At 70.8% G+C, this 25307-nt stretch carries 22 protein-coding genes; 10 read left to right on the forward strand and 12 right to left on the reverse strand.

Going from position 1 to position 25307, the window contains the following annotated elements:
- Nucleotides 1–72 precede the first annotated feature (72 nt).
- The 3 genes from ACWF7A_RS31415 to ACWF7A_RS31425 form a co-directional block, all read right to left on the reverse strand.
- The gene (locus ACWF7A_RS31415; protein WP_452254116.1) at nt 73–861 is read right to left on the reverse strand and encodes a 2-amino-3,7-dideoxy-D-threo-hept-6-ulosonate synthase; all 789 of its coding nucleotides are present in this window, start codon (nt 859–861) and stop codon (nt 73–75) included.
- The gene (locus ACWF7A_RS31420; RefSeq protein WP_452254117.1) at nt 858–2105 is read right to left on the reverse strand and encodes an aspartate kinase; all 1248 of its coding nucleotides are present in this window, start codon (nt 2103–2105) and stop codon (nt 858–860) included. The genes ACWF7A_RS31415 and ACWF7A_RS31420 overlap by 4 nt, the downstream gene beginning before the upstream one ends.
- A 174-nt stretch (nt 2106–2279) precedes the next feature.
- On the reverse strand, nt 2280–5024 hold the full coding sequence (locus tag ACWF7A_RS31425; protein WP_452254118.1) for a LuxR C-terminal-related transcriptional regulator: 2745 nt from the start codon (nt 5022–5024) through the stop codon (nt 2280–2282).
- A 258-nt stretch (nt 5025–5282) separates the two neighbouring features.
- Between ACWF7A_RS31425 and ACWF7A_RS31430 the strand changes: the two genes are divergently transcribed.
- Genes ACWF7A_RS31430 through ACWF7A_RS31440 form a run of 3 tightly spaced genes read left to right on the forward strand, consistent with a single transcriptional unit; the run spans nt 5283 to nt 7812 of the window.
- Nucleotides 5283–6455, forward strand: coding sequence for an MFS transporter (locus tag ACWF7A_RS31430; protein WP_452254119.1), 1173 nt, complete (start codon nt 5283–5285; stop codon nt 6453–6455).
- 2 nt (nt 6456–6457) lie between these two features.
- A complete protein-coding gene (locus tag ACWF7A_RS31435) occupies nt 6458–7081 on the forward strand; it encodes an HAD-IA family hydrolase (RefSeq protein WP_452254120.1) in 624 nt (207 codons plus the stop codon).
- Nucleotides 7082–7086: 5 nt separating this feature from the next.
- Nucleotides 7087–7812: a 3'(2'),5'-bisphosphate nucleotidase CysQ gene (locus ACWF7A_RS31440; RefSeq protein WP_452254121.1), complete on the forward strand. Its 726-nt coding sequence runs from the start codon at nt 7087–7089 to the stop codon at nt 7810–7812.
- On the opposite strand, the gene ACWF7A_RS31445 is transcribed toward ACWF7A_RS31440, so the two are convergent.
- On the reverse strand, nt 7809–8327 hold the full coding sequence (locus ACWF7A_RS31445) for an SMI1/KNR4 family protein (protein ID WP_452254122.1): 519 nt from the start codon (nt 8325–8327) through the stop codon (nt 7809–7811). The genes ACWF7A_RS31440 and ACWF7A_RS31445 overlap by 4 nt on opposite strands.
- Nucleotides 8328–8412: 85 nt before the next feature.
- Here ACWF7A_RS31445 and paaZ point away from each other — a divergent pair, with 85 nt between their 5' ends.
- Nucleotides 8413–10434 carry a phenylacetic acid degradation bifunctional protein PaaZ gene (paaZ, locus tag ACWF7A_RS31450; RefSeq protein ID WP_452254123.1) on the forward strand — a complete coding sequence of 674 codons (2022 nt, stop codon included), beginning with the start codon at nt 8413–8415 and terminating at the stop codon, nt 10432–10434.
- 265 nt (nt 10435–10699) lie between these two features.
- Here paaZ and ACWF7A_RS31455 read toward each other — a convergent pair whose 3' ends face one another.
- Nucleotides 10700–12172: an FAD-dependent oxidoreductase gene (locus ACWF7A_RS31455; RefSeq protein ID WP_452254124.1), complete on the reverse strand. Its 1473-nt coding sequence runs from the start codon at nt 12170–12172 to the stop codon at nt 10700–10702.
- 80 nt (nt 12173–12252) lie between these two features.
- On the opposite strand from ACWF7A_RS31455, the gene ACWF7A_RS31460 reads away from it, so the two are divergent.
- The 4 genes from ACWF7A_RS31460 (at nt 12253) to ACWF7A_RS31475 (ending at nt 15867) form a co-directional block, all read left to right on the forward strand.
- Complete coding sequence (locus ACWF7A_RS31460) at nt 12253–13515, forward strand: NAD(P)/FAD-dependent oxidoreductase (protein WP_452254125.1); 1263 nt, start codon at nt 12253–12255, stop codon at nt 13513–13515.
- Between the two features lie 27 nt (nt 13516–13542).
- Entirely contained in the window at nt 13543–14445 is a 903-nt protein-coding gene (locus ACWF7A_RS31465) for an SRPBCC family protein (RefSeq protein ID WP_452254126.1), read from the forward strand.
- A 146-nt stretch (nt 14446–14591) separates the two neighbouring features.
- A complete protein-coding gene (locus ACWF7A_RS31470; protein ID WP_452254127.1) occupies nt 14592–15419 on the forward strand; it encodes an extensin family protein in 828 nt (275 codons plus the stop codon).
- A 298-nt stretch (nt 15420–15717) separates the two neighbouring features.
- Nucleotides 15718–15867, forward strand: coding sequence for a hypothetical protein (locus tag ACWF7A_RS31475; protein WP_452254128.1), 150 nt, complete (start codon nt 15718–15720; stop codon nt 15865–15867).
- A 75-nt stretch (nt 15868–15942) separates the two neighbouring features.
- On the opposite strand, the gene ACWF7A_RS31480 is transcribed toward ACWF7A_RS31475, so the two are convergent.
- The 4 genes from ACWF7A_RS31480 to ACWF7A_RS31495 form a co-directional block, all read right to left on the reverse strand.
- Nucleotides 15943–16569 (reverse strand): DUF4360 domain-containing protein, encoded by a 627-nt coding sequence (locus tag ACWF7A_RS31480; RefSeq protein WP_452254129.1) that lies wholly within the window; start codon nt 16567–16569, stop codon nt 15943–15945.
- Nucleotides 16570–16845: 276 nt separating this feature from the next.
- Nucleotides 16846–17358 (reverse strand): ATP-binding protein, encoded by a 513-nt coding sequence (locus ACWF7A_RS31485; RefSeq protein ID WP_452254130.1) that lies wholly within the window; start codon nt 17356–17358, stop codon nt 16846–16848.
- 898 nt (nt 17359–18256) lie between these two features.
- A complete protein-coding gene (locus ACWF7A_RS31490) occupies nt 18257–19537 on the reverse strand; it encodes an ATP-binding protein (protein ID WP_452254131.1) in 1281 nt (426 codons plus the stop codon).
- The gene (locus tag ACWF7A_RS31495; protein ID WP_452254132.1) at nt 19534–20199 is read right to left on the reverse strand and encodes a response regulator transcription factor; all 666 of its coding nucleotides are present in this window, start codon (nt 20197–20199) and stop codon (nt 19534–19536) included. Before ACWF7A_RS31495 ends, ACWF7A_RS31490 begins: the two co-directional genes overlap by 4 nt.
- A gap of 25 nt (nt 20200–20224) precedes the next feature.
- Between ACWF7A_RS31495 and ACWF7A_RS31500 the strand changes: the two genes are divergently transcribed.
- The gene (locus tag ACWF7A_RS31500; RefSeq protein ID WP_452254133.1) at nt 20225–20779 is read left to right on the forward strand and encodes a hypothetical protein; all 555 of its coding nucleotides are present in this window, start codon (nt 20225–20227) and stop codon (nt 20777–20779) included.
- A 5-nt stretch (nt 20780–20784) separates the two neighbouring features.
- Here the strand turns inward: ACWF7A_RS31500 and ACWF7A_RS31505 are convergent, their stop codons facing one another.
- The 3 genes from ACWF7A_RS31505 to ACWF7A_RS31515 form a co-directional block, all read right to left on the reverse strand.
- Entirely contained in the window at nt 20785–21924 is a 1140-nt protein-coding gene (locus ACWF7A_RS31505) for a glycoside hydrolase family 88 protein (protein WP_452254134.1), read from the reverse strand.
- A gap of 269 nt (nt 21925–22193) precedes the next feature.
- A complete protein-coding gene (locus ACWF7A_RS31510) occupies nt 22194–23099 on the reverse strand; it encodes a GNAT family N-acetyltransferase (RefSeq protein ID WP_452254135.1) in 906 nt (301 codons plus the stop codon).
- Between the two features lie 85 nt (nt 23100–23184).
- Nucleotides 23185–24168, reverse strand: a complete 984-nt coding sequence (locus ACWF7A_RS31515; RefSeq protein ID WP_452254136.1) for a hypothetical protein — start codon at nt 24166–24168, stop codon at nt 23185–23187.
- A gap of 109 nt (nt 24169–24277) precedes the next feature.
- Between ACWF7A_RS31515 and ACWF7A_RS31520 the strand changes: the two genes are divergently transcribed.
- The gene (locus tag ACWF7A_RS31520; RefSeq protein ID WP_452254137.1) at nt 24278–25162 is read left to right on the forward strand and encodes a Ppx/GppA phosphatase family protein; all 885 of its coding nucleotides are present in this window, start codon (nt 24278–24280) and stop codon (nt 25160–25162) included.
- The last annotated feature ends 145 nt before the right edge of the window (nt 25163–25307 follow it).

The raw sequence follows: 25307 nt of genomic DNA on the forward strand, positions 1-25307 counted from the left end.
TGTTTCGGCCGTGCCGCCAGGGGCCGCCTCGGGCCCTGCTGTCGCGGATCGCGCTTCGGCACAGGCCCCGGCTCAGGCGGCGATCGCCATGCGGCCGTGCACGACGTCACCGATCTCGCGGGCCAGCCGGCCCGGCGTCGGGTGCTGGAAGATGTTGCGGCCCATGGCGACTCCCGCCGCACCGGCGCGCACCGTCGAGGCGACGCGCCGCAGCAGGTCGCGCTTGTCGTCCACCGGCGGCCCGCCCGCCACGACGACGGGGATGGGGCACGCGCGGACGACGTCGGCCATCGCCTCGGCGGAACCGGGGTAGCTGACCTTGACGAGGTCGGCGCCCAGGTCGGCGGCGAGTGTCGCGGAGTGCGTGACCAGGTCGGGGTCGGCGGCGTTGTCGATCTGCGGGCCGCGGGCGTACATCATGGCCAGCAACGGGATCCCCCAGCGTTCGGTCTCCTCCGCGGTGCGCGAGAGGTCGGCGATCTGCTCGGCTTCCTGCTGCGAGCCCATGTTCACGTGCACGCTGACGGCGTCCGCTCCGAGCCGCAGCGCCGCCTCGACGCTCGTGACGAGGTACTTGGCGTCCGGGTCGGGGGCGTGCGCGGTGCTCGCGCTCAAGTGGACGATCAACGAGGTGTTGACGAACTTCTTGGGGTCGAGGTGGCGGACGGTTCCCTTGTGCAGCACCACGGCGTCCACCTTGGCCGCGGCGAGCTCGCCGATCAGGTCGTCGAGCGAGTCGTCGGGGGTCACCGGTCCGTCGGCGACCGAGTGGTCGAGGGGCACGATCATCAACCGGCCGTCTCCGTTGCGGTCGATGCGGTCGAGGCGCAGCCTCGCGCCGAAGGATTGCGGCTGGTTCACCGGGACCTGCTCCTTTCGAGGTCGTGTCGGTCCAAGTTGAAGCGTTCGTAGAGCGTGCGAACGGCGTCGTGCACGCGGTCGCGGGGGACGAGGTACGTCGTCCTGGCCTGGCTGCACGCCACGCACTCGGCGGCGATCCCGGCCTCCGACAGGGCGTTCAGGCCGAGCGCGGTCAGTCCGGGCCTGCTCAGCAGACCGGTGCCGACGGCGCAGACGCGGCCGAGGTCGCGGCGCAGCGCGACCGTGCAGCCGAGCTCCTCGCGCACCGCCTCCGCCGCCTCGTCCGCGACGGCGTCCGACAGGCAGAACCGCATCCGCAGCGGGGCGCCGGGATGCGACCACCACTGCACCGAGTCGACCGGGATCTCCAAGCGCGCCACCGCCTCCAGCACGCGGGCGCTGCCCTCCACGAGGTCGGCCCCCGCATCCACCAGCAGCTGCGTCACCTGGTCGTCGTGCGTCACCGCGACCACACCGGCGCGTCCCTCCAGGACGTCCGAGTCGAGCATCGCTCTCCCTCCGAAGATCGTGCTTCCGTCACCGAGCCCGGACGAGTCGCGGACCACGATGTCCACGCCGTGCGCGGCGGCCAGTTCGACCGACCGCGGGTGCAGCACCCGTGCGCCGGAGAACGCCATCTCGGCCATCACCGTCGCGGGCAGCACGGGCAGCAGTCCGGCGCCGGGCACCACCCTCGGGTCGGCGCGGGCGATGCCGCGCACGTCGGTGTAGATCTCGCACACCGGTGCCCCGTGCGCGACGGCCAGCGCGACCGCCGAGGTGTCCGATCCGCCGCGGCCGAGCGTGACGACCGCGCCGTCGTCGTCGAGCGCCTGGAAACCGGCGACCACGACGACGTGACGGCGGTCGAGCCAGCCGCGCACGGTGCCGGTCTCGATCGAGGCGATCACCCCGGCACCGGGCGGTCCCACGGCGCGCAGGCCGGCGTCCGGGCCGGACAACGACACCGCGGGCACGTCCAGGTCCTGCAACGCGATGGCGAGCAACGCGGCGGACGCCAGCTCACCGGTGGCGAGCAGCTTGTCGGTCTCCCGAGGGTCCGGCACCTCGCTGACCGCCGTGGCCGAGCGGACCAGCTCGTCGGTCGTGGCGCCCCTCGCGGACACCACGACGACCACGGCGGATCCCGACCGGTGGGCCTGCGCGACGCGCTGCGCCACCGAGGCGACCTGCGCGTCGTCGGCAAGAGAGCTGCCGCCGTACTTCTGGATGCTGATCTCCATGCCACTCCGTTCGGAATTCGCCCGATTGGGAGCTGAATTTCACCCCCTCGCATTGAGAGAGTCCCCGGCTGGAGTGAATGCGAAGCTCGCGTAAATCCATGAACCTGAAGTGTTCGCCCGGACAACGCGACGCGGCTCCTCACTCATACAAGTGAGGAGCCGCGTGAATTCACGTCAGTGGGAAGGGCGTTTTCGCTCGTGTGCGATCACCTGCAGCGCCAGCTCGACGCGGTTGGTGACCTGGAGCTTCGTGAACGCGTTGCGGACGTGCGTGCCGATGGTGTTGGGGGACAGGGTCAGGTGCGTGGCGATGGCCTTGTTGGTGAGCCCGCGCGCGACCAGCCGGGCCACCCGCACCTCGGTGCCGGTGAGGCTCGCCCACAGCTCCAGCGACGGCGACGGCACCGGGTCGTCGGGATCGGGCACGGCCACGTCCGGGACCGCGATGATGCGCTCGGCGGCGTGGGACGCGCCCACCGCCGTCCACCTGTACCGGGCCTGTTCCAGCAGGTCACGGGCTCGTTCGGGCTCACCCCGCGCGAACGCGAGGTGGCCCGCGTCGGTGAGCGCCGCGGCGGCGGCCGCCGGACGGCCGGCCAGCCGGGCGAGCTCGGCGGCACCGGCCACGGCACCGGCGTTCTCGTCGTGGAGGCCCTGGGCGTGCGCGGCGGCCGCCGCGACCCACAGGACCCCGGGGTTGCGTTCGCTCAGCTCCCGTGCGGCCCGCACGACCTGGGCGGCCCGGTGCTCGTCACCGCGATGCCGGGCCAGGCGCACCAGCAGCGGTGCCACCGGAGAGGCGGCGGTGGCCGTGAACTCGACCAGATCGGTGCTGCCCAGCAGCCCTTCCACGACCTCGGACGCCTCGTCGTACCGGGCGGTCTCGCACAGCAGGAGCACCCGCTGCCACGCGATCCCGGTGCCCTGGCCGCCCAGCTGTTCGGCCTCCCGCAGGTTCGCCTCGGCGGCCTCCCGGTGGCCGAGCGCCGTGCGGATCTCGGTGAGCAGCAGCAACGCGCGCCCGAGGACCGGCGAGGACGGCGAGTCCCGCGCGGTGAGGACGGCGACCTCGGCGTCGGCGGCCGCGCCCCGCAGCTGTCCGGAAGCCAGGCGTGCCCGGGCCTGGTGGTACTGCCAGCGCGACACCGGCCACGCGGCGCCCAGGTGCGCGGTCTCCCTCGCGACCAGGGCCAGCGTCGAGTGCACCTCGTCGAACCGGTCCAGCGCCACGAGCGGAGCGCACAGCCACAACCGCGAGTCGAGCCCGCGCTGCACCGGCCCTGCCCGGTCGGCCTCGTGCACGGCCGCCCGCGCCAGGTCCAGGGCCCGCTCCAGCTCGCCGCGGCGCAACGCGATCTGGGCGCGGGCCGCCGAGCCGAGCACGACCGCCTCGCCCCCGGCCGACCCGGCCCTGGCCGCGGCGCTCTCCGCGGCGTCGGTGTGCCCGGCGGCCACCAGCCGGTAGGCCTGCACGGCGGCCAGGTCCGCGTGGTCCTGCGCGGCGAGGTCCAGCCGTGCCGCCGCCCGGCGCGCGTACTCGACGACCATGTGGTGGTGGCCGGGGTCGCGGGCGTCGGCCAGTTCGGCGAGCGCGCAGACGAGCCGCGTCTCCGTGCCCGCGTCCGACGTGCGGTTCAGCGCGTGCACGGCGAGGTCCCAGGCCTGCGCGGTGCGGCCGTCCGCGCTGAGCAGCCGCACCGCGTCCACGGTCAGCTCTCCGCCGCCGTCCCCGACCAGGTCCAGCAGCCGCACCGCCAGGCGCGCGGCCTCGCCGGTGCCACCCGCCCGGTCCCGCACGGCCTTGCGCAGCGTGCCCACCACGGCCTCCGAACCGCAGTGGCCTCCGCGTTCGACGTGGTGCACGACCTCGTCGGCCGGCCTGCCCTCCCGCGCGACCACGTCGGCGGCCTCGCGGTGCAGCGCCACCCGCACGGGCTCGGTGAGCCCCGAGTAGACGACCCGCCGCACCAGTTCGCTGCGGAAGGTCAGGCCGCTGGTCACCGCGGCCAGCACGCCGGTCTCCACCAGCAGCGCGGCGGCCCAGAGCAGCTCGGCGACCGGACGGCGCAGCAGGTCGGCGGCCTCGTGCACGGTGAACCGCCGGCCCAGCACGGCGCCCGCGTCCAGCACCTCGGCGGTCGGCCCGGTGAGATCGCCGAGCGCCGAGCGGACCTCGGCGACGAGCCAGTGCGGCAACGGCTGCTCAGCCGGCCCGAGCAGCGCTTTCCCGTCCGCCACGCGCACGTGCCCGGCGTCGTGCAGAGCACGCACGACCCGTTCGGCGTCACCGTGGACGTCACTCGCGATGTCCACGACCGCGGAGTCGGGTTCCGCGCCGAGCACGCGTGCGCACAACCGTCGCACGTCCTCGCCGACCGGCCAGGTCGCGGGCATGGCGCCGGCACCGGCCTCCAGCAGCACGTCGACCACGCCGAGCACGGCGGCCGAGGCCTGCGACCGGCGAAACGACAGCAGCCACAGCACGGGGGTGTTCGCGAGTCCGGGGATGAGCATGCGCAGCGCGAGCGCGGTGACGTCGTCGGCGTGGTGCAGGTCGTCGAGGCACACCAGCAGGCCGGACCCGGCCGAGAGGTCCTCCAGCTGTGTCCTGAGCTGCCGCAACGCCGTCAGGTGGTCCACGCCGGCGTCGGGCAGTCGCGCCCCCAGCGCGGCCCGCAGCGTGGACAGCGGCGCGACCCGGTCGACGTGGGTGGCGCGGCCGTGCACCACCCGGATCCCTGCCCGTGCGGCCCGCGTCCTCACCCGGCTGACCAGCGTCCGGCGGCCCATGACCCCGTGTTGCTCGGCTATGAGAACGCTGCCCTCTCCTCGCGCCAGTGCGGCGAGGGCGGCGTCCACGAGCTCTGTTCGTCCTGGTGATCGCGGCGTGGCGTGCGGCTCCACGTCGTCCTCGAGCACAGCTGATCCTCCCCTTGACTCGGCTGTGGCGCGGTGTCCCCCCAGGACGCCTGGCACAGTGGGCGTACCCACGTGATCGCCGTTTGGAACCGCTCGTTCGGGCGGTAACCGGACGTATCGGCACTAGTCCGATCTCGTGAAGACCAAAGTCGTACGACCGGCAGTTCTGCTTTTCTCGGCATGAATCCGCATATCTCGGGAACGAGCCGTCAACCCTTCTGTCAATTGCGCACCCGACGCGCACGCCTGGAGGGGGCAATGAAAAGAATCTGGATCTGGGCTTTGTTCAGCGGTGCGTTCGCGGTAGCGTGCACTGAATTCGCCGTCGTCGGCCTGCTTCCCCAGATCGCGCGCGATCTGGGTGTGTCGGAGGCGGCGGCGGGCCAGCTGGTGACGCTGAACGCCGTCGCGTTCGCGATCAGCGCGCCCGTGCTCGCCGCCGTCTGCCACCGGATGGACCGCCGCAAGGTTCTCTTCGGCTGCCTGGCCGTGTTCGCCCTCGGTCACGCCACCGCGGGCCTCGCGCCCAACTACCCGGTTCTGCTGGGCTCGCGCATCCTGTCCGGCGCCATGATGGGCCTCTACCTGGCCACCGCCATCGGTGCCGCCGCCCGCCTGGGCGGAGAGGAGCGCCGCGCGTCGTCCATCGCGACGATCCAGGCGGGCGTCAACACCGCCACCGCGCTGGGCGTGCCCATCAGCACCCTGCTCGGCCACCACATGGGCTGGCGGGTGCCGATGTTCGTGATCGGCGCGCTCGCGTTGCTGTCACTGGGTTTCATCGCCGCCGTGCTGCCGCCGACGGGTGCCGACGAAGGTCCTCCGCTGAGCGAACGGCTGCGTGCGGTCCGCACCGCGCCCGTCCTCGTCGGGCTGGCCGCGATCACCCTGTTCTGGGGAGCCTCGTTCACCGTCTACACCTACCTCGTGCCGTTGCTGGAGCAGCGCGCCGGGATGAGCAGCACCATGGTGATCGTCGTGCTGTTCATCGCCGGCATCTGCGCCGTCGTCGGCAACGTGATCGGCGGCAGGGGCGCGGACTCCGACTCCCGCAGGACGCTGCTGATCACCGCCGCTATCACCGCCGTGGCACTGCTCGCGGTGCTGCCCCTGTCCACCGACACGCCCCAGACCATCGCGCTGGTGGTCGTCTGGCAGCTCGCGGCGTGGTCGTTCGTCCCCGCCGTGCAGGCCGCGCTCTTCCAGGCCGCCGGTGAGGGCGGTGAGCTCGCCGTGTCGTTCGCCGTGTCGGCCTTCAACATCGGGATCGTCGCGGGCGCCGGTCTCGGCGGCATCGCCCTCGACCAGGCGGGCCTGCCCGGCGTCGCGGTGCTGGGCGGTGTGCTCGGCCTCGCCGCGCTCGGCTTCGTGATCCTGCTGGTCCGGTACGTCAAACAGCGCGAACTCGTGACCACCACAGCGAAGGGATGACCATGCGACTGGAATTCGACGCGGTGCTGTTCGACCTCGACGGCACCCTGATCGACTCGACGGAGGCCGTCCGGCGGGCCTGGCACCGCTGGGCCGAGGAGGAGGGCGTCGACCCGGCCCGGCTCGCCGGCACGGAAGGCAAGCCCGCCAGGGACATCGTCGCCGCGCTGCTGCCGCCCGACCGCCACTCCCAGGGCCTGGAGCACTACACCCACATCGCCACCCACGACCTCGACGGCGTCGTCGTGCTGCCGGGCGCCCTGGACGCGACCAGCGCCGCGGGCCCGATGAAGGCCATCGTGACCTCCTCCACGCGGGACGTCACGACCGCCCGCACCGCCGCGGCCGGCCTCCCGGAGACCGAGGTCCTCGTGACCGCCGACGACGTGGACCACGGCAAGCCCTCACCCGTGCCGTACCTGAACGCGGCCGAACAACTGGGCGCGGACCCACGGCGCTGTCTCGCCGTCGAGGACACCGCGTCCGGTCTCGCCTCCGGCCGTGCGGCGGGCTGCACGACCCTGGGCATCGGCGCGGACCTCGACGCGGACATCGTCGTGCCCGACCTCTCGCACACGCGGTTCGAGGTCGACGGCGACCACGTCGTCCTCACCGTTCAGGACTGACCACAGTGGACGACCACACTCTCGCGTCCACTCTCGCCTCCGCCGCCCGCGATCTGCTGGCACGCATACGATCCGAGCACGCCTCCGGTCCCGAACTCGGCCGGGAGGGCGACCGCAGGGCGCACCACCTCCTCGTCGAGGAGCTGGCGAGGCAACGCCCGGACGACGCCGTCCTGTCCGAGGAGGGCGACCCCGTCACGCCGGACGCCCGCACCGGCCGTCTGTGGATCATCGACCCGCTGGACGGCACCCGCGAGTACTGCGACCGCTCCCGTGACGACTGGGCCGTCCACGTCGCCCTCACCGACGCAGGAGAGCTCACCGCCGGTGCCGTGGCCCTCTCCTCCGGCGAGACGCACAGCACCGCCGCTCCCACACCGTTGCCCGGGGCTCGTGCGGAACGGCTGCGGGTGGCCGTGAGCCGCAGCCACCGCCCACCACTGGTGGACGAGCTGGCCGAGGTGCTCGACGTCGAGCTCGTGCCGATGGGCTCGGCCGGGGTCAAGGCCGTCGCGGTGTGCACCGGCCGTGTCGACGCGTACGTCCACGACGGGGGCCAGTACCAGTGGGACAGCGCGGCCCCGGTCGCCGTCGCCCGTGCGTGCGGCGCGCACACGTCGCACCTCGACGGGAGCCCGGTGGAGTACCGCTCCGCCGACCCCCGGTCCGAGAACCTGCTGGTGTGCCGCCCGGAGGTGGCGCCGGTGCTGCTGGGCGCGCTGGCCCGCTAGCCGAACGGGTAGCGCTGGTCGTACCGCGAGATCGGGTCGGCCGGCACGTCGTCGCGGAGGCGGGCGACGAGATCGGTGACCATGGCGCGGGGCGACTCGGCCACGACGTGCACGAAGTCGCCCGCCTCCGCGAACGCCTTGAACACGCGGAAGCCGGACGCGGGCGTGTGGTCGACCACCAGCAGGCCACCGCACCCGTCCGAGCCGATCGGCACCCACTCCGGCCGCCACGGCGCGTCCGGGTACGCCTCTCGCATCGCCTGCTGCTCGTCCCACGTCCGCGCGGCGGTGCTCACGTCCGTGAAGGCGCAGGACGACGCGATCTCGAACGGGTCCGGAACGCGGTGGTCGACGCCGTCGTGCCACTCCCACAACGCGACCAGGTCGGGGTGCGGCGGCACGGGCAGCCTCGCCGTCAGCGGGCCGAGGTCCGAGGTGCCCGGCCGCAGCGTCGAGTGCTGGTGAGGGGCCTTCCGCGCGAGCAGGTCTCCGAGCGTGGTGAGCAGAGCCTTCACGCCCGCCGACGCTACCCGGCGGCTGATACGTTGCCGGGTGGTCGGGTCGCTGAGGATCCAGCGCCCAGCGAGAAGGGTTGGCTCGATGAGCTTGCTGCGCAGCTACGTGTCGGGTGGGTGGCACACGCCCTCGGTGGAGGGCGCGCCGTTGCACGACGCCGTGACGGGCGAGGAGATCGCCCGGATCTCGTCGGCGGGCGTCGACATGGGGGCGGCGCTGCGGTACGGGCGCGAGGTCGGCGGGCCCGCGTTGCGCGAGCTGACCTTCCACCAGCGCGCGCAGCTGCTGAAGGCCGTCGGGCTCTACCTCAAGGAGCACAAGGCCGAGCTGTACGCGCTGTCCGCCCGTTCGGGCGCGACGAAGTCCGACTCGTGGATCGACATCGACGGCGGCTTCGGCGTGCTGCTCGGGTACGCGTCCAAGGCCAAGCGCGAGCTGCCGAACGACAAGGTCTACGTCGACGGGCCGGTCGAGCCGCTCGGGCGCGGCGGCACGTTCGTCGGCCAGCACATCTGCACGCCGCTGCGAGGCGTCGCGGTGCAGATCAACGCCTACAACTTCCCCATGTGGGGGCCTCTGGAGAAGTTCGCGCCCGCGTTCATCGCCGGGGTGCCGTCGCTGATCAAGCCCGCGTCCCAGACGGCGTACGTGACCGAGAAGATGGTCGAGCTGATGCTCGCCTCCGGCCTGCTGCCCGAGGGGTCGCTGCAGCTGGTCTGCGGCTCGGCGGGTGACCTGCTCGACCACCTCACGCCGCAGGACCTGGTCGGGTTCACCGGCTCCGCGTCGACGGCCCAGCACCTGCGCACGCACCAGGCCGTGATCCGGTCGTCGGTGCGGTTCAACGCCGAGGCCGACTCGCTGAACTGCTCGATCCTCGGTCCGGACGCCCAGCCGGGCACGCCCGAGTTCGACCTGTTCGTCGGGCAGCTGGTCTCGGAGATGACGACCAAGGCCGGGCAGAAGTGCACGGCGATCCGCCGCGCGCTCGTGCCCGAGTCGCTGATGGACGCGGTGGCCGAGGCGACGTCGGCGAAGCTGGCCGAGGTCGTGATCGGCAACCCCGCGGACAAGTCCGTGAAGATGGGCGCGCTGGCCGGGCTGGAGCAGCGCGAGGAGGTCCGCCGGTCGCTGAAGGCGTTGCGCGAGAACGCCTCGGTCGTCTACGGCGACGGCGCTCTGTCTCTTGTGGACGCGGATGCCGAGCGCGGCGCGTTCATGTCGCCGATGCTGCTGCGCGCCGCCGCGGACGCCGTGCAGCCGCACGAGGTCGAGGCGTTCGGGCCGGTGTCGACGCTGATGCCGTACACCTCCGTGGACGACGTGGTGACGCTGGCCGCGCGCGGTGCCGGGTCGCTGGTCGGCTCGATCGTCTCCGCGGACACGGACTTCGTGCGCGACGTCGTGATCGGTGCGGCACCGTGGCACGGCCGGTTGCTCGTGCTCGACCGCGAGGACGCCGCCGAGTCGACCGGGCACGGCTCCCCGCTGCCGATGCTCGTGCACGGTGGCCCCGGCCGCGCCGGTGGTGGCGAGGAGATGGGCGGCATGCGCGGCGTGATGCACCACATGCAGCGCACGGCCGTGCAGGGCAGCCCACGCACGTTGGGCGCCATCACGAACCGCTGGGTCACCGGCGCGCCTCGCAACGAAGACGCCGTGCACCCGTTCCGCAAGACGCTGGCCGAGCTGAAGATCGGTGACACCGTCGTGGCGGGCCCGCGCGAGGTGACGCTGGAGGACATCGAGCACTTCGCGTCGTTCACCGGCGACACGTTCTACGCGCACATGGACGAGGAAGCCGCCGCCGCGAACCCGTTCTTCGGCGGCCGCGTCGCGCACGGCTACCTCGTGGTGTCGTTCGCGGCAGGCCTCTTCGTCTCGCCCGAGCCCGGCCCCGTGCTGGCGAACTACGGCCTGGAGAACCTCCGGTTCGTCACGCCGACGTTCCCCGGCGACCAGCTGACGGTGACGCTGACCGTCAAGCAGATCACGCCGCGCGAGGACCAGGAGTACGGCGAGGTCCGCTGGGACTCGGACGTCACGAACCAGAAGGGCGAGTCCGTCGCGAAGTACGACGTGCTCACCCTGGTGGCCAAGAGTTAGTGGCGCGACTCGGAACGTCGGCGAGGTGATCCACGCTCAGCAGGGCACCTCGCGCCGCCGCCCCCCACGTCCCCGTACCACCAGTACGAGGACGTGGGGGCGACACCACGATGCACCCGTCTGACCGCGAATTCCCCGGCAACGTTCCGAGCCACACCGCTAGCGCCGTGGTACGGGACGTCGGCTGGGCAACTCACGCTCAGCAGGGCACCGCGATGCACCCGTCTGACCGTGAATTCACCCGGCACCCTCCCGAACCACGGCGCTAGCGCGCTTCCTTGCGGGGGAGGGGCCGGGTCGCCGGTCCCTCCAGCACCTCGCCGTCGACGTCGAAGCGCGAGCCGTGGCACGGGCAGTCCCAGCTGCGCTCGGCGGCGTTGAACCGGACGAGGCAGCCGAGGTGCGTGCAGCGCATCGAGACGCCGTGCAGCTTGCCGTCGTCGTCGCGGTAGACGCCGGTCTTGCCCAGACCGTCCCGGATGACGTGGGCGTGGCCGGGCTTCAGGTTCTCGCTGGACGTCGCGTCGGCGGGGACGATCCGGTCGCCGACCATCTCCACCGCGACCTCGGCGTTCTTCTTCACCAGTGCCGGCAACGACTTCAGCGACAGCCGGTGCGGGCTGAACCGCTCCGCGAGCGCGTTCGGCTTGTCCGTCACCAGGTCCGCGAGCAGCGACGCCGCGAACGTGCCACTGGTCAGTCCCCACTTCATGTACCCGGTCGCGGTGAAGACCGTGCTGTTGCCCGGCGTGTAGCTGCCGATCATCGGCAGGTGGTCGTAGGCCGTCGGGTCCTGCGCCGACCAGCGGTGCGTGATCTCCTCGACCTGCCAGTGCCGGCGGGCGAAGTCCTCCAGCCTGCGGAACGGTTCCACGGCGGCCTTGCCGGTCGGGTGGCTCTGCCCGGCGAGGATCAGCTTGTCCTCGTACGCCGAGATGGACCACGACGGGCTGCCGGTGCTGATGGCGAGCGCCTGCGTCGGCGCGTGGACGCGGGCGGCGATGCAGTAGGCGCGCGTGAGTTCGAGGCGCGGGAAGTACAGACCCCGGTCCAGCGTCGGGTAGTGCGTCGCGATCACGATCTTCTCGGCGTCGACGTGACCGTCCGCGGTGGACACCCGGTTGCCGCTCACGTCCAGCACGCGGCTGTGCTCGCACACCAGGCTGCCGTCGCCGTCGACCTCGGCCGCGAGCCCCTGCAGGTACTTCACGGGGTGCAGGCAGATCTGGTCGTCGAGCCAGACCGCCGCGTGCACCTCGAACGGCAGGTCGACGTTCTTCGCGTCGCGCACCGGGAGCCCGGCCTGACGGGCCGCGATCAGCTCGTTGTCGACGTCGCGCACCTCGGACTCGGAGTAGGCGTAGGTGACGGCGGGGGACCGGCGCAGGTCGCAGTCGATCCCCTTCGCCAGTTCGCCGACTTGGGCCACGGCCGCCACGGACGCGGCGGCGTAGTCGGTGGTGGCGGCCAGGCCGTGGGTGCGGCGGATCTGGGAGTACACGGTGGACTGCAGGGCGGTGACCTTGGCGGTGTTGTTGCCGGACACGCCCGAGGCCACCCGGTCGGCCTCCAGCACGACCACGCGCAGACCCCGGCGCTTGAGCAGCACCGCCGTGGTCAGGCCCGTGATGCCGCCACCGACCACGGCCACGTCGTAGGTGTGCCCGCCGGTGAGCGGCGGGCGAGGGGTCGCCGGGAGCGCGGCGAGCCAGAGCGACTGGTCAGCGGTGGTGGTCATGGCGGCGGATACCCCCGTTCGGGACGGGTATGCGGCCGGTCGGCCGGATAGGTACCGCCGTCAGCGGGTATGCGACAGGCATGGGCAAGCATCGGGTAGTAGTCGTCGGAGGCGGGTTCGGCGGTCTGGGGGTCGTGCGCGGACTGAAGCGCGCGGACGCCGAGGTCACGCTGATCGACCGCACCAACCACCACCTGTTCCAGCCGCTGCTCTACCAGGTGGCGACGGCGTTGCTGCCCGCGGGAGACATCGCGCCGGCGTTCCGGGCGATCCTGCGCAAACAACGCAACGCGCACGTCCTGCTGGGCGAGGTGACCGGCTTCGACACGGCCGCCAAGCACGTCCACGTCGACCTCCCCGACGGCCGGTCGCGGCAGATCGCGTACGACACGCTGGTCGTGGCGGCGGGGTCGCGGGACAGCTACTTCGGGCACGACGAGTGGGTCGAGCACGCGCCGCCGATGAAGACCCTCGAACAGGCCGTCGACCTGCGTTCGAAGCTCCTGCGGGCGTTCGAGACGGCGGTGGCGTCCGAGGACCCGAAGCAGTGGCTGTCGTTCGCGGTCGTGGGGGCGGGTCCGACCGGCGTCGAGCTGGCCGGGCAGCTCGCGGACCTCGTGCGCAGGGCGTTGAAGGGGCAGTTCCGGGACATCGACCCGCGGGACGTCCGCATCACGCTGATGGACGCCGTGCCGCACGTGCTGCCACCGTTCTCCGCCGAACTGCGCGAGCACGCGCGGGTGAAGCTGGAACGGCTGGGGGTCACCGTGATGACGAACGCCACGGTCGAGTCCATCGACGCGGAGGGCCTGACCACCAAGGAGGGGGACCGGGTCGAGGCGCGGACGATCATCTGGGCGGCCGGGGTGCAGGCCTCGCCGCTGGCACGTCAGCTCGCCGAGGCGACCGGCACCGAGACCGACCGCAAGGGCCGGATCCGGGTGAACCCCGCCGACTGCTCGGTCACCGACGACGTCTTCGCCATCGGCGACATGGTGAACCTGAACGACCTGCCGGGCATCGCCGAGCCCGCGCTGCAGGAGGGCCACCACGTCGCCCGCGTCATCAAGGCACGTCTGCAGGGGCGCCGGGCCAAGCCGTTCCGGTACCTCGACCTCGGCACGATGGCCACGATCTCGCCCGGTGACGCCGTCGCGGACATCAAGAAGCTGCGCCTGAAGGGGATCATCGGCAAGGCGGCGTGGGCGGTCGTGCACATCGCGTTCCTCGTCGGGTGGCGCAACCGGGCCGCGGTGGTGACGCAGTGGGCGTGGAACCTGGTCACGGGCCGCCGCACGCAGCCGATCATCCTGGAGCCGATGCGGGCGCTGGAACGGCGGTAGAGGTTTGGCCAGGGGTAACCGGACGGCGTGAACATCGAGCTGCTGGGCATCTACCTCAACGACCACCTGGCCGGGGCGATGGCGAGCACCGAGCTCGCCCGTCGCACCAGCCGCATCCATCCTGAGCTGCGCGTTCTGGCGGACGACGTCGAAGCGGACCGCAAGGAGCTGCTCGACCTCATGCGCGAGACCGGCGTCGAGCCGCGTCCCCACAAGGAGGCGATCGGCTGGCTCACCGAGAAAGCGGGCAGGCTGAAGTTCAACGGCAGGGTGCTCGGTCGTTCGCCGTTGAGCGACGTCCTCGAACTGGAGACCCTGCGCGTCGGCATCGAGGGCAAGACCGCGCTGTGGCGGACGCTGCGCAAGCTCGGCAGCTTCGACGACACGCGCCTCGAGCGGCTGCAGCACCGCGCCGCGAGCCAGGCCGAGCTCCTCGACCAGTACCGGCTGCGCCTGGCACCGCAGACGTTCAACTCGCCGCACGTGTCCGGTGTGGACGTCGAGCGCACCTTCACCGTCGCCTCCACGCCCGAGGGCGTCATCGAGTACCTGCGCGACTTCTCCCGTGCCGAGCAGTGGGACCCAGGCACCGTGTCGTGCACGCGTCTCGACGACGGCCCGGTCGAGGTCGGGTCGCGCTGGCGCAACGTGTCGTCGTTCCTCGGCCGCAAGACCGAGCTCGTCTACGAGCTGACCCGCGACGACGCGAGCGGGCTGCAGTTCGTGGGACGCAACGACACCGCCACCTCGACCGACGACATCACGATCAGCGCGGGCGACACGCCCGGCACCGCCAGGATCGCGTACCGCGCGCACGTCGAGTTCAACGGTCTCGCGAAGTTCGGCGCCCCGGTCGCGAAGCTCGCGCTGGAGAAGCTGGGCACGGACACCGAGAAGAGCCTGACCCGCGTGCTCGGCCCCGTCCGCTGACCGCGCGCCACCGGTAAAGGCAAAGGAAAAAGCCAGGTCAGGCGCGATTCCGCCGTTCGAACGACATCCCTAGACTCCCTCGGGCCGGTAAGTGAGACAGGCCTTCACCCTGCCGCCTCCGGCTTGGACGCAGAGGGAGTACTGGGGTGTTCGAGAACAACGTCACCAGGCGCGGCTTCGTCACGGGCGCGGCGGCCGTCGCCGGTCTCGCCGGCCTGTCCACCATCGCACCGGGGCTGGCCGGTGCCGCCCCCACGCCCGCCGACCAGCACACGCCCGCGGAGATCGAGGCCGCCGAGGTCGGCGCGCTGGCCATGATGACGTTCCAGAAGATCGACGGCACGCCCGTCTACTACTGGCGCTCCAACCGCGGCAACACCACCGCGCGCAACTGGCAGGCCACCGACGCGTTCTACAATGCCCTCGTCGCCTGGGTGCGCGACCTGCGTTCGCTCTCGTCGAGCTACGGCTCGATCAGCTACATCGTCTCGGCGGGCTTCTATGTCAACAAGGCGGGCCAGCACGGCGCCGGCACCGCGATGGACCTCGACCACGTCCGCTGGTCCAACGGCAACGTCACCTCGCCGCTCGACCAGCACCACGCCTCGAGCACCGCGGCCCTGCGCAAGCGTTACCTCGCAACGGAAGCCGTGTGCCGCCGCCGGTTCCGCTACGTGCTCGACGGCTGGTACAACGCCGACCACCGCGACCACATCCACGCCGACTTCGGCGGCATGCCGGTCCGCGTGCTCAAGGACTCCGAGGCGGACACGAAGTTCGTCCAGGGCACCTGCAACAACTTCCGCGGCTCGGGCCTCGCGATCGACGGCATCTGGGGACCTGCCACGACGAGCGCGTTCAACGGCCTCAAGTCGGCGCTCGGGGTGACCGGTGACCCGCACACCAGCACCTCGGTGTGGCAGGGGATGTTGTCGAAGATCGCCACCAAGGGGTTCGCGAACCAGAACATCTGAGGTCTTTCGGGATCGTGTCGACCGGCAAGGCCGGAGCCCATGCCTCCTGGGCTCCGGCCTTGCCGTGTTCCTGGACTGGGCGCGGCTCGCCCTGTTGGTCGCGTGCCTGCGAGGAGGTTCCGGGTGCGGGTCCCCGGCCCAGACGGGCACCGGCCCGTCCGTCACGAACCGCGCCGCCGCTGCCCCGGTGGCGCCCGCCGAGAGCCGGCCCGTGCCTCAGGCCGCGCTGAGGACGATCTGAACAAGCAGCTCGGAGACCGAACGGCTACATCCCGGCGAGGCGGGGGCCAAGGCGCGGATGGAGTACATCCAGCAGTTCGGCAAGCAGATGCCGATGCTCGCCGGGTACGGCCACGTGGTCGGGGGTGTGCTGCTGCGGGTGTCCAAGGAGCTGCCGCCGACGCAGGCCCAGGAGTACGAGGCCGCGCTCGACGAGATCCTCGGCTGATCGAACGGGAACGGCAAGGCCGGAGCCCGTGCCTCCTGGGCTCCGGCCTTGCCGTGCGAGGGCGCGTTCACGTACCTACTTCGGGCACTTCTTCCACGAGAAGTGGTAGATCGTCTCGATCGACCCGTCCGTCGAGTCCATCGCCATGAAGCTGGTCTTCTTCGGGTCGGACGTGCCCTTGTCCACCCGCAGCTCCGTGTTGATGTTGAAGTTCCTCTTCGCCCCGCACGGGTGGTAGATGATCGAGGCGACGTCGGTCTTGTGCGTGACCTGCCAGTCGTCGCTCAGCGCGCCGGTCCACGTCTTGGACCGCTGGTCGTTGTCCGACATTCCCTGGAAGTAGTAGCTCGCCTTCTGCGTGCCCTTCGCGCCCTTTTCGAGGTGGGCGAAACCTCTGTAGTCGGCCTGCGCGATGCCGTAGGTGAATCCGCCGGGGACGTTGACCTTGAGGTTCAGCTGGCAGTTCTTGCGGAAATCGGTCGGCAGCGACTGGGGCCCGATCTGCGCCAGGTAGTCGCTGTAGGTGACCGTGAACGCCTTGTTGTCGGGGGAGACGGCGATGGCGGCCGTGCCGGCGCGGCAGCCCGAGCCGTTGACGGTGACGACGTCGATGGTGATCTGGCCCGGCGGGGGCGGGTCCGCGGCCGGGGGAACGACGAGGGTGGACAGAGCCAGTGCGGCTGCGGCCAGCGTGGAAATCATGGGACGCCTCTCCGAATGTGCGGGGACAGTTCGGGCGGCGTGGTACGAGACCGTATCGGAAAGGGTGTTCACGAACCGTCCGCCAACCAGAGCAACATTGCGGGAGCGGCAGCCGAAAAATGTCGCCGGAATCCGTGCGTTAACCGAAGTCCAGGCCCGACCGGAATCGGTTATTTCTAGCTGGCAGAACCTATAGGTGAAGCGTCCACTGCGGTGAGAGCGCGCACACGACAAAGGCGCATCCGCGGCTGGATGCGCCTTTGTGGTGAAGCGGGGTCAGCGCTGGTGGCCGTTGCCCATCGAGCCACCGAGCCCGAACAGGATGCGCTGGATGAGCTCGGGATCGACGTCCGGCTCGTCGCCCAGCGCCTCGGCGGCGGGGGAACGGCGCTTCTCGCGGCGAGGAAGCGGCACGGCGTTGGCGTTCACGCCCGTCGGCAGCTGCATCTCGCACCAGATCAGCTTGATGCCACCGCCGAGCTGGAGCTCGCCGGTGCGCAGGTCAGGGGAGGTGGGCGGCATGATGAACCTGGCTGCCTCCAGCTCGACGACGAGGTAGTCGCCGCTCAGTCGCAGTCGCAGCGTGATCAGCCGCGACGTCTTGGGGTCGGCTGACTCGATGGCGGCTTCGACCAGCGCGCAAGCGACGGCCGAGCACTCCGCGGTCATGTTGCGCAGGCGCCATTCACCGAGGGTGAAGCGCACGAACAGATCCGCGCAGTTCACCGCGGTGGGCAGCGCGATGAGTGTCAGGTCGTCGACCTGGGCGGTCTGGGCGTTCGCCTGCATGCTGCCTCCGTTTCGCGTCCGGCGCGCGAGTCCGTGACAGTCACCCGAATGGCCGTCACGGTGTGCGGGAATCTACATGGGTATACGCGGGAAGCAATGGCCCGGTTGACTCACCCGTCAAAAGTCACGTGTGGGTCACGAAGACAGGGCTCAGTGCTCACTCTGAGTATAGCGTTGGGCCCACTCCGTGATCATTTCGGGTCAGCATCGCTTCCGGGCGAACCGGTGGCGGTGCCGATGCTCCCTTCCGTGGAATCCGTCGACATGATCGCCGACTGGTGCCCCGAGTTCGTGAAAGCACGCACCTCGGCGTTCACGTTCAGGTGCCGGACTGTGCCGCGCGAACCCCCTCTCCGAGACCTCGGTCTCGTGCGTGCTCGAGTCCGTCGACGAAGAACCGGCGAAGTGGTGATGGGCGTGAAGCCCTGCGGGTGGTGCGCGCGCAGGTTCAGCAGTTCTCGCGGAGCCAGGCGCGATCCTCAACCGCGTCGAAGGTATGAGTCGCTTTTCGAATGTGCGGACGACGTCGCCTTGAATTGCGTTAAGTCGCGGACGGCCGGCCGGGCGAACTTAAAGATATTTAAAACGGATTAATCGTCTGAACGGGGGATTGGCGGCGATCAGTGGTCGGCTAACTTCATGTCAGATCACAAAAACGATCCCAGACCCACTGAATACGCCGGTCCCCACACCAGGCGCCGAGAGCCCCGGCTGATCCACCTCGTTTCACCGGTGTGGGAAGGCAAGCGCGCACTGCTCATCGGGTTCCTCCCTCCTGCTCGGGACTCGGTGGTGCGGCAGCGGTGCCGCGCAGCCGGCCGGTGCCCGCCGGCGGCGCTGGACCCGTCCCACGGTCCGCGCCGCCGGCGGTGTTCGTCCTGCCGGCCCCCGCGCCCCTTCAGAGCCTCCGGAGCCTCAATTGCACGCGTGCACCGCCCAACGGCCCGCGGTCGACGTGGAGAGACCCTCCCGTGCTCTGCGCGGCACGGCGGGCGATGTCGAGCCCCAGCCCGGTGGAACCACCCCCGCTGGAACCCCGCCGCACCGCCCGTTCGGTGTCCGCGATGCCGGGACCGGCGTCCTCGACCACCAGCGCCACCAGGTCGGCCTGGTGCACGAGCGTCACGGCGAACCGCGTGCCCTCTTGCGTGTAGCGGAAGACGTTGCCGAGCAACGCGTCGAGCGCGGCCGCGAGGTCGGAGCGGGACAACGGCACGGGAGCGGGCTTGTCGGCACCCCGCACGGTCCAGGGCCGCTCCTGGTCGTCGGCGAGCGCGGACCAGAACACCAGCCGGTCGCGCACGACCTCCGCCGCGTCGGCGCCGCTGTCGTCGGGCTGCAGGCCGGACCGCGCGGCCTTGATGATCTCGTCGACCTCCCTCTCGAGGCCCTGGACGGCCTCTCGGACCCGGTCCGCCCCCAGACCCTGCCCGAGGGTGTCCGCGTCCAGGAGAAGGGCCGTGAGAGGGGTTCTGAGGCGGTGCGAGAGGTCGGCGACCACCTCGCGTTCGGCGGCGAGCAGGTGCCGGACGCGCTCGGCCATGGAGTTGAAGGCCTTGGCGACCTCCTTGAACTCGGGTGGCCCCTTCACCGGGACCCGCGCCGACAGGTCACCCTGGCCCATCCGGCGCGCGCCCTCGGCCAGCGTCCGGGTGGCCCGGACGGCCCGCGCGCCCAGCCGGTCGGCGACCAGCACCGACCCGGCGACCAGGCCGACCGCGACGCCGGCGAGCACCCCCCAGGTGCGGACGACGCCCTGGGTGAGCTGCTCGTGGGGCACGAACGCCTCGACGATCACGATCCCGTTCTCGCTGGTGGCGAGCGGTTGCAGGTAGGCCACGCCGTCGGGCCTCTCGACCGTGGACGCCGTCGCGAGCCGCTGCGCCTCCTGCAGGTCCGCCGCGGTGATGTGCGAGTAGCCGTACGTGCCGACCGGGGTGCTGACGTGCACCGCCAGCCGCTGCTGACCGCCGTACCGGGTGAACCTGATCGCCTGGCGGATCTCCGGCGCCTTGCGGGTGATCAGCAACGCCGGAGTCATCGCGTTGGCCTGCTTCTCCGCCTCGCTCAGCGCGCGGGTGTACGCGGAGTTCTTCACGATGATCGCCAGCGGGATCAGGAACGCCAGCGCCACCATGCTGGTCGCCGCGAGAGCGACCAGCACCAGTGAACGCCTCATCTGGGGTCGACCAGACGCACGCCGACTCCTCGCACGGTGTGCAGATAACGGGGCTGCGCTGCCCGCTCACCGAGTTTGCGGCGCAGCCAGGACAGATGGACGTCGAGCGTCTGGTCGTCCCGGTGGGACGGCCACAGGCTCGACAGGATCTCCGCCCGCGGCACCACTTCCCCCTGCCGTGCCGCGAGGTAGGAGAGCAGCTCGAACTCCTTGTGCGTCAAGGAGAGCTCCTGGCCGTCCACAGAGGCCCTGCGGAGGTCCACGTTGATCTCCAGGCCTCCGATGACGAGCTGCTTGCTGTCGCGGGCGCGCCGCAGCACGGCCTGCAGGCGGGCTTCGAGGTGCTCGCTGGAGAAGGGTTTGACGAGGTAGTCGTCGGCGCCCGCGTTGAGCAGCCGGACGATCCCGGCCTCGTCGTCGCGGGCGGTCGCGATGACCACCGGGGTGTTCGTGACGCCTCGGATCATCCGCAGCGCGTCACCGCCGTCGAGGTCGGGGAGCCCGAGATCGAGCACCACGACGTCGTAGCTGTTCGCGGTGACTTCGCGCAAAGCCTCGATCGCGAGCGCGACACCGTGCACGATGTGGCCCTGGCCGGTGAGGGCGCGCGTGACCGCCGCCCGCACCACCGGGTCGTCTTCGACCAGCAGTACTGATGCCATGAGCCGCTACGGGAGGATTGCCGCAGTGAGACGGTCCGTCGGATACCTGGTCGCCTGGGCGGTGGTGACCGCGGTCGCCGTCGGCCTGTCGTGGTTCGGCATCCGATGGGCGATGGAACCCGCACCGGTCGCCGCCGTGGGGTCCACGACGAGCTCCGCGGTGCTGCCGATGCCGACCATCACCTCGCTCACCGTCCCGGTGCCCGAGACCGGTGCCTCGATCGACACCCCGCCACCTGTCACGCCTTCTTCCACCAGGCCTCCTGTGGTCACTACGACAGTTCCGGTTCCTCCCAGTAGTACGGATGCGCGTCCCACCTCGGCTCAATCTCCGCAGGGGGAATGGCAGGCGGACGGTTCGTACGTCCACGCGTTCAACCTGCGCGGAGGGGACGTGGTCGTCCGCTACCGGCCGCAGGGGGTGCAGGCGCTGTCGGCCACACCGGCGGACGGGTACTCGGTGTCGGTGGAGCAGCCCGGCGGGCCGCTGGTGGTGAACTTCCGCAACGCCGCCGGCCGGTTGTCCAGGCTGGAAGCGACCTGGAGCGACGGGCCGACGGCGAAGGTGGTCGAGCAGTAAGGGCCTTACAGGCCGATGGCCTTCGCGATCTGCGCGGGCTTGAGCACCCGCAGGATCGCCTCGTACAGGTAGTAGTCGCCGTACGGCAGCGAGATCTCCACGCCGTCCTCGGACGGGCGGTTGCGCGTGCCGCGGGCCAGGATCGCCTCGGCCCGCGTGGACCTGGTGGTGAGACAGGTGCTCACCAGGCCGTCGAGGATCTTCAGCGCCCGGTCGTGGTAGCGGGTGGTGCCGGTGACCTTCGCCAGGTCGAGCAGGCCGCACGCCATGATCGCGCCCGCCGACGAGTCCTTGATGTCGTTGACGCCCAACGGCGAGCGGTAGTCCCACACCGGCACGCCGTCCGGAGTGAGCACCGACAGCGCGTAGTCGGACAGCTTGCGCGCGGTGTCGCGGAACTCGCGCAGGCCCGTGCGCCGGTACATCGTCGTGAAGCCGTAGATGCCCCACGCCTGGCCGCGCGCCCAGCACGACGTCGGGCTGTAGCCCTGCACGGTGTTCAGGCCGATGGCCGCGCCGGTGTCCGGGTTGAAGTCGAACACGTGCGGGGTCGAGCCGTCCGCGCGCACGAAGTGCGTCTGGGTGGTCCTGGCGTGGGCGATCGCGATGTCGAGAAACTTGCGGTCGCCGGTCTGCTCGGTGGCGAACGCGAGCAGGTCCAGGTTCATCATCGTGTCGATGATGACGCGACCGGCGTTGCCCGGAGTGCCGAGAGCACCCCAGGCGCGGATGAACCTGCCGGTGGCGTTCCAGCGCTGGATCAGGGTGTTCGCGGCGTCGATCGCGCCGTCACGCCACTTCGTGTCGCCGGTGAGCCGGTACGCGGTGACCCAGGACGGGGAGAAGAGGAACCCGAGGTCGTGGTCGCGCGGCTGGAGCCGGCGTGGAGCCAGCCGGTCGTTGGCGGCCTCGGCGAGCGCGCGGAACTGCGCGTCCCCGCTGTCGAGGTGCGCGAGCCACAGGGTTCCCGGCCAGAAACCGCCGATCCAGCCGCCGTCGGCGACGTAGGTCCACCTCTCGGCCCTGGTGATCTCCGGGAACGAGGTGATGCCGGGTGCGACCGCCTTCAACTTGGCGTTGCCGTAGTCGAGGGCCGCACGGAGCTTCGCGGGGGAAGCGGAGGCTTCTCCCGCACCGATGGCCACGCCTGCTCCGGTGAGCAGGGGAGTGGCCGCTGCGGACGCCAGAAGGGTGCGTCGAGACAGATTCACGAGACCGTCCAGTCCCTTTCTTCGCCTTGCGCCCGGCGGTCACCCTGCCAGATCTGATCAGCGCGTGTAAAGGTGCGTCAAAAATTGGTTCCTGCACCTTGCGTCAGGCTGCTGACCGGCTTGAAGGGGCGGATCATGTACATGAACCCGCTGGAATCCGACGTTGTAAAAAGAATTGTTCACAAGGATGAACAATGCGCGGTTCAGGTGCGGAGCAGAACTGCGTCCAAATGGCGGGGGCTCAGGCCGTGGCGGCGCTTGAACGCGGCGTTGCCCCGGCCGCCCTCAAGTGTCGACTTGCCCAGGCGGATCGCGAGCCGGACGGACTCGGCGAACAACGCGCCGTACGGGCTGTAGCCGCCTTCGACGGCGTAGTCGACGCCGCAGGTCCAGGTGTGGAAGCGGGTGGCGTCGGTGAGGCACACGCCCGCCGCGACGAGCTTGCCGTGCTGGCGCACCTCGATCACGTGCGCGAGATCGCCGAGCGCGGTCACGAACTTCCCGAAGGTGGTGCCCGGGTAGTACCCGGTGTTCTCGAAGCGGCTGGCGGTCTTGACGCACAGCAGGGTGATCTCGTCGAGCGAGGCGTGGTCGACGGGCAGGGCCTCGATGGTGACGCCGGCCTCCTTCGATCTTCGCTCGTTGCGCCGGAGGTTCGCTCTGGCGCGCAGGCTCAGGCTCGCGAGGTAGCGCTCGTAGGTGCTGAGGCCGGTGACCCACCGGTCCGACAGGTGGCGCGCGGGCAGACCGGCCGCGCGCAGTGCCTGTGAGAGCGCGTCTCCGCGTTGGACGTTCATGAACCCGCACCACGGCACGCCGAGCATCGACGCCGTGCGCATCATCGCGTCCAGCAGCCGCGGCAACACCTCCGCGGTGGCGGGCACGTGCGCGTCGTAGCAGTGCCACGTGTGGCTGAGCAACGCCGGCTCGCCGACCGCCTCGGGGTAGACCTCGTGCAGGCGTCGCAACGGGTTCGCGGCCTTCTGGACGTAGGCCGGCATGACGGCGACCGCCCTGTCACCGTCTCGCGCGACGAAGTACGCGAACGACTCGACGGCCGTCAGCGGCGTCTGTTCGTAGGCACTGATGTACGCGTGTTCGTAGAACACCGGTGCACCCGCTCGGTGCACCACGGCATTCCAATCGGCAGAATCGATTTCCCTTATGGTGGTGGAGAATTCGACGTGCACACACTCACTGTACGGCTTGCCAGACGGCGAAGGGGACGTCGATCTCGTCGCGGCTCAGACCGCCGTGCTCGTAGCGCACCGTCGGGTCCGGCACGGGGAAGCGCGGGGACGCGGCCACCGCGACGACAGGGCCGGCCTCGGGCTGCGGCAGACCGAGATCGGTGGCGTGGTGCACCGTCGCCGAGTCGCCCAGAACCGTTGCCACGCGGTCGAAAACGGCCTCCAGCCGGTCCGGCTTCGGGTAGAGCCAGCGCAGGCGGCCCGCGCCGCCGGAGGGGATGACGCACTCCTCGCGGACGATCGCGTCCCACGCCTCGACGAGGTCGGGATCCGGCTCGACCGCGACCATGCCGTGGTCGGAGTGCGCCACGACGGTCCAACCCTGTGCGGCCCAACGGGAAGCGTGCGCGTCCAGACGGAGCATGGCCTCGTGCACCGACTCGTCGTACCCGTGGCGGCGCACGTGCTCGCCGATGTTGACGTACGTCCAGAGGAACCGCGCGTCCTTGAGCGCCTTGTCGAGGTCGGCCACGACGTTCGCGACGAGCAACGGCGGATCCTCCGACTGCGCCGCCAGTTTGTGCGCGGCGGGCGCGGGTATCCGGGCGCATCCGCGCAGCAGCGCCTGGGCCCAGGTCCCCTCGAGGTGGTCGAGCTCGCGGGCCAGCACCGTCGCGCCGTGGCGCTCCAGCACGGTCGGCAGAGCAGGGATCGCGGGCGTGCCGTTGATCGCGTGCACGAGCCCGGACCCGTTGCGGTACACCGTTCCCGGTACGCGGTGGACGTCGGCCGGCACCCCGGTCAGCGCCGTCAGCAACGCCGTCGCGGACGTCGACGGCACCGTCGAGGAGAGCGTGGAGGTGGAGGCGGACAACCACGACTGTTTGGCCACGTCCGACGAGAGACCGTTCACCGCCAGCACGATTACGCCGGACTGCGCCTTGCCGAGGGCGCGTTCGAGCCGGGAAGGTATCTCTGCCAGTGACATTCGGTGACTGTAACGCATCTCATCGGGTCAAGATTGCTCGATCGGGGGCTGAGGTCCGCACAATGGCAGCCGATGGGGTAAAGAAGACTTGGTAGAAGGAAGGTGGCGGATGGCGGTCGGGGTTCTGGACGTCGGGTGCTTCAGCGCGCATCTGGTCGTCGTGGAACGAGACCTGATGCGTCCGCTCGTGTCCCACAAGGTGCGGCTGAGACTCGACCGGGAGCTGGACTCCCAGGGGGCGATCAGCCGAGCCGGCGTCGAGTCGCTCTGCGCCGCGGTGCTCGCCGCGCGCAAGAAGGCGGGCGACGTCCCGTTCCTGCCCTTCGCCACGTCGTCCGTCCGTGACTCGTCGAACGTCGACGAGGTCATGCGCAAGGTCGCCAGACGCACCGGCGTCGAGCTGAAGGTGTTGTCCGGCAAGGAAGAGGCACGCCTCTCGTACGCCGCGGCCCGGCACTGGTTCGGCTGGGGCGCAGGCCAGATGGTCGTGCTGGACGTCGGCGGCGGCACCGTCGAGCTGGCCGCCGGATCCGGCGCCGAACCCGAACGCGCGGTGTCCTTGCCTTTGGGGGCAAGGACTTTGACGCGCGCCGGGCTCACCGTCGCGGACCTGAGGCTGGAGGTCGCGCAACGCCTCGCGACCGCGTTCCCCTGGGGTGAGAGCGCTCGCGCGGTCGGCTGCTCGAAGGTCTTCGAACAGCTCGCCCGTCTCGCCGGGGCGCGCAGCGACGCCTACGCGCCGCGGCAGTTGCGGCTCAAGGACCTGGAGAAGTGGATCCCGCGGCTCGCGAAGCTCTCGGTCCGCGAACGCGCGGCGTTGCCGGGGATCTCCCGCCACCGGGCCCAGCAGTCGCTGGCGGGCGCGGTGGTCGCGGAGGGGCTGATGAAGGTCTCGGGCCACGACGTCGTGGACATCTCCCCGTGGTCCACCAAGGAAGGCCTGCTGCTCTCGCTGGTGGAGCGGTCTCGCGCGCGGAGCTCGTCCGCGGCCTAGACCTGCGAACTAGGCGCTGTCCTGCAAGTCTCGTTGGGCGACAGTGGCGACCGAGGGACCCGGAGGCGGCACCGCCGCAACGCCCGGATACGCCCGGTATGAGGGCGTCGCGGCGGCACCGCCTCCGGGTCTCTCGCCCGCGCCT

This window comes from Lentzea sp. NPDC055074, assembly GCF_053608005.1.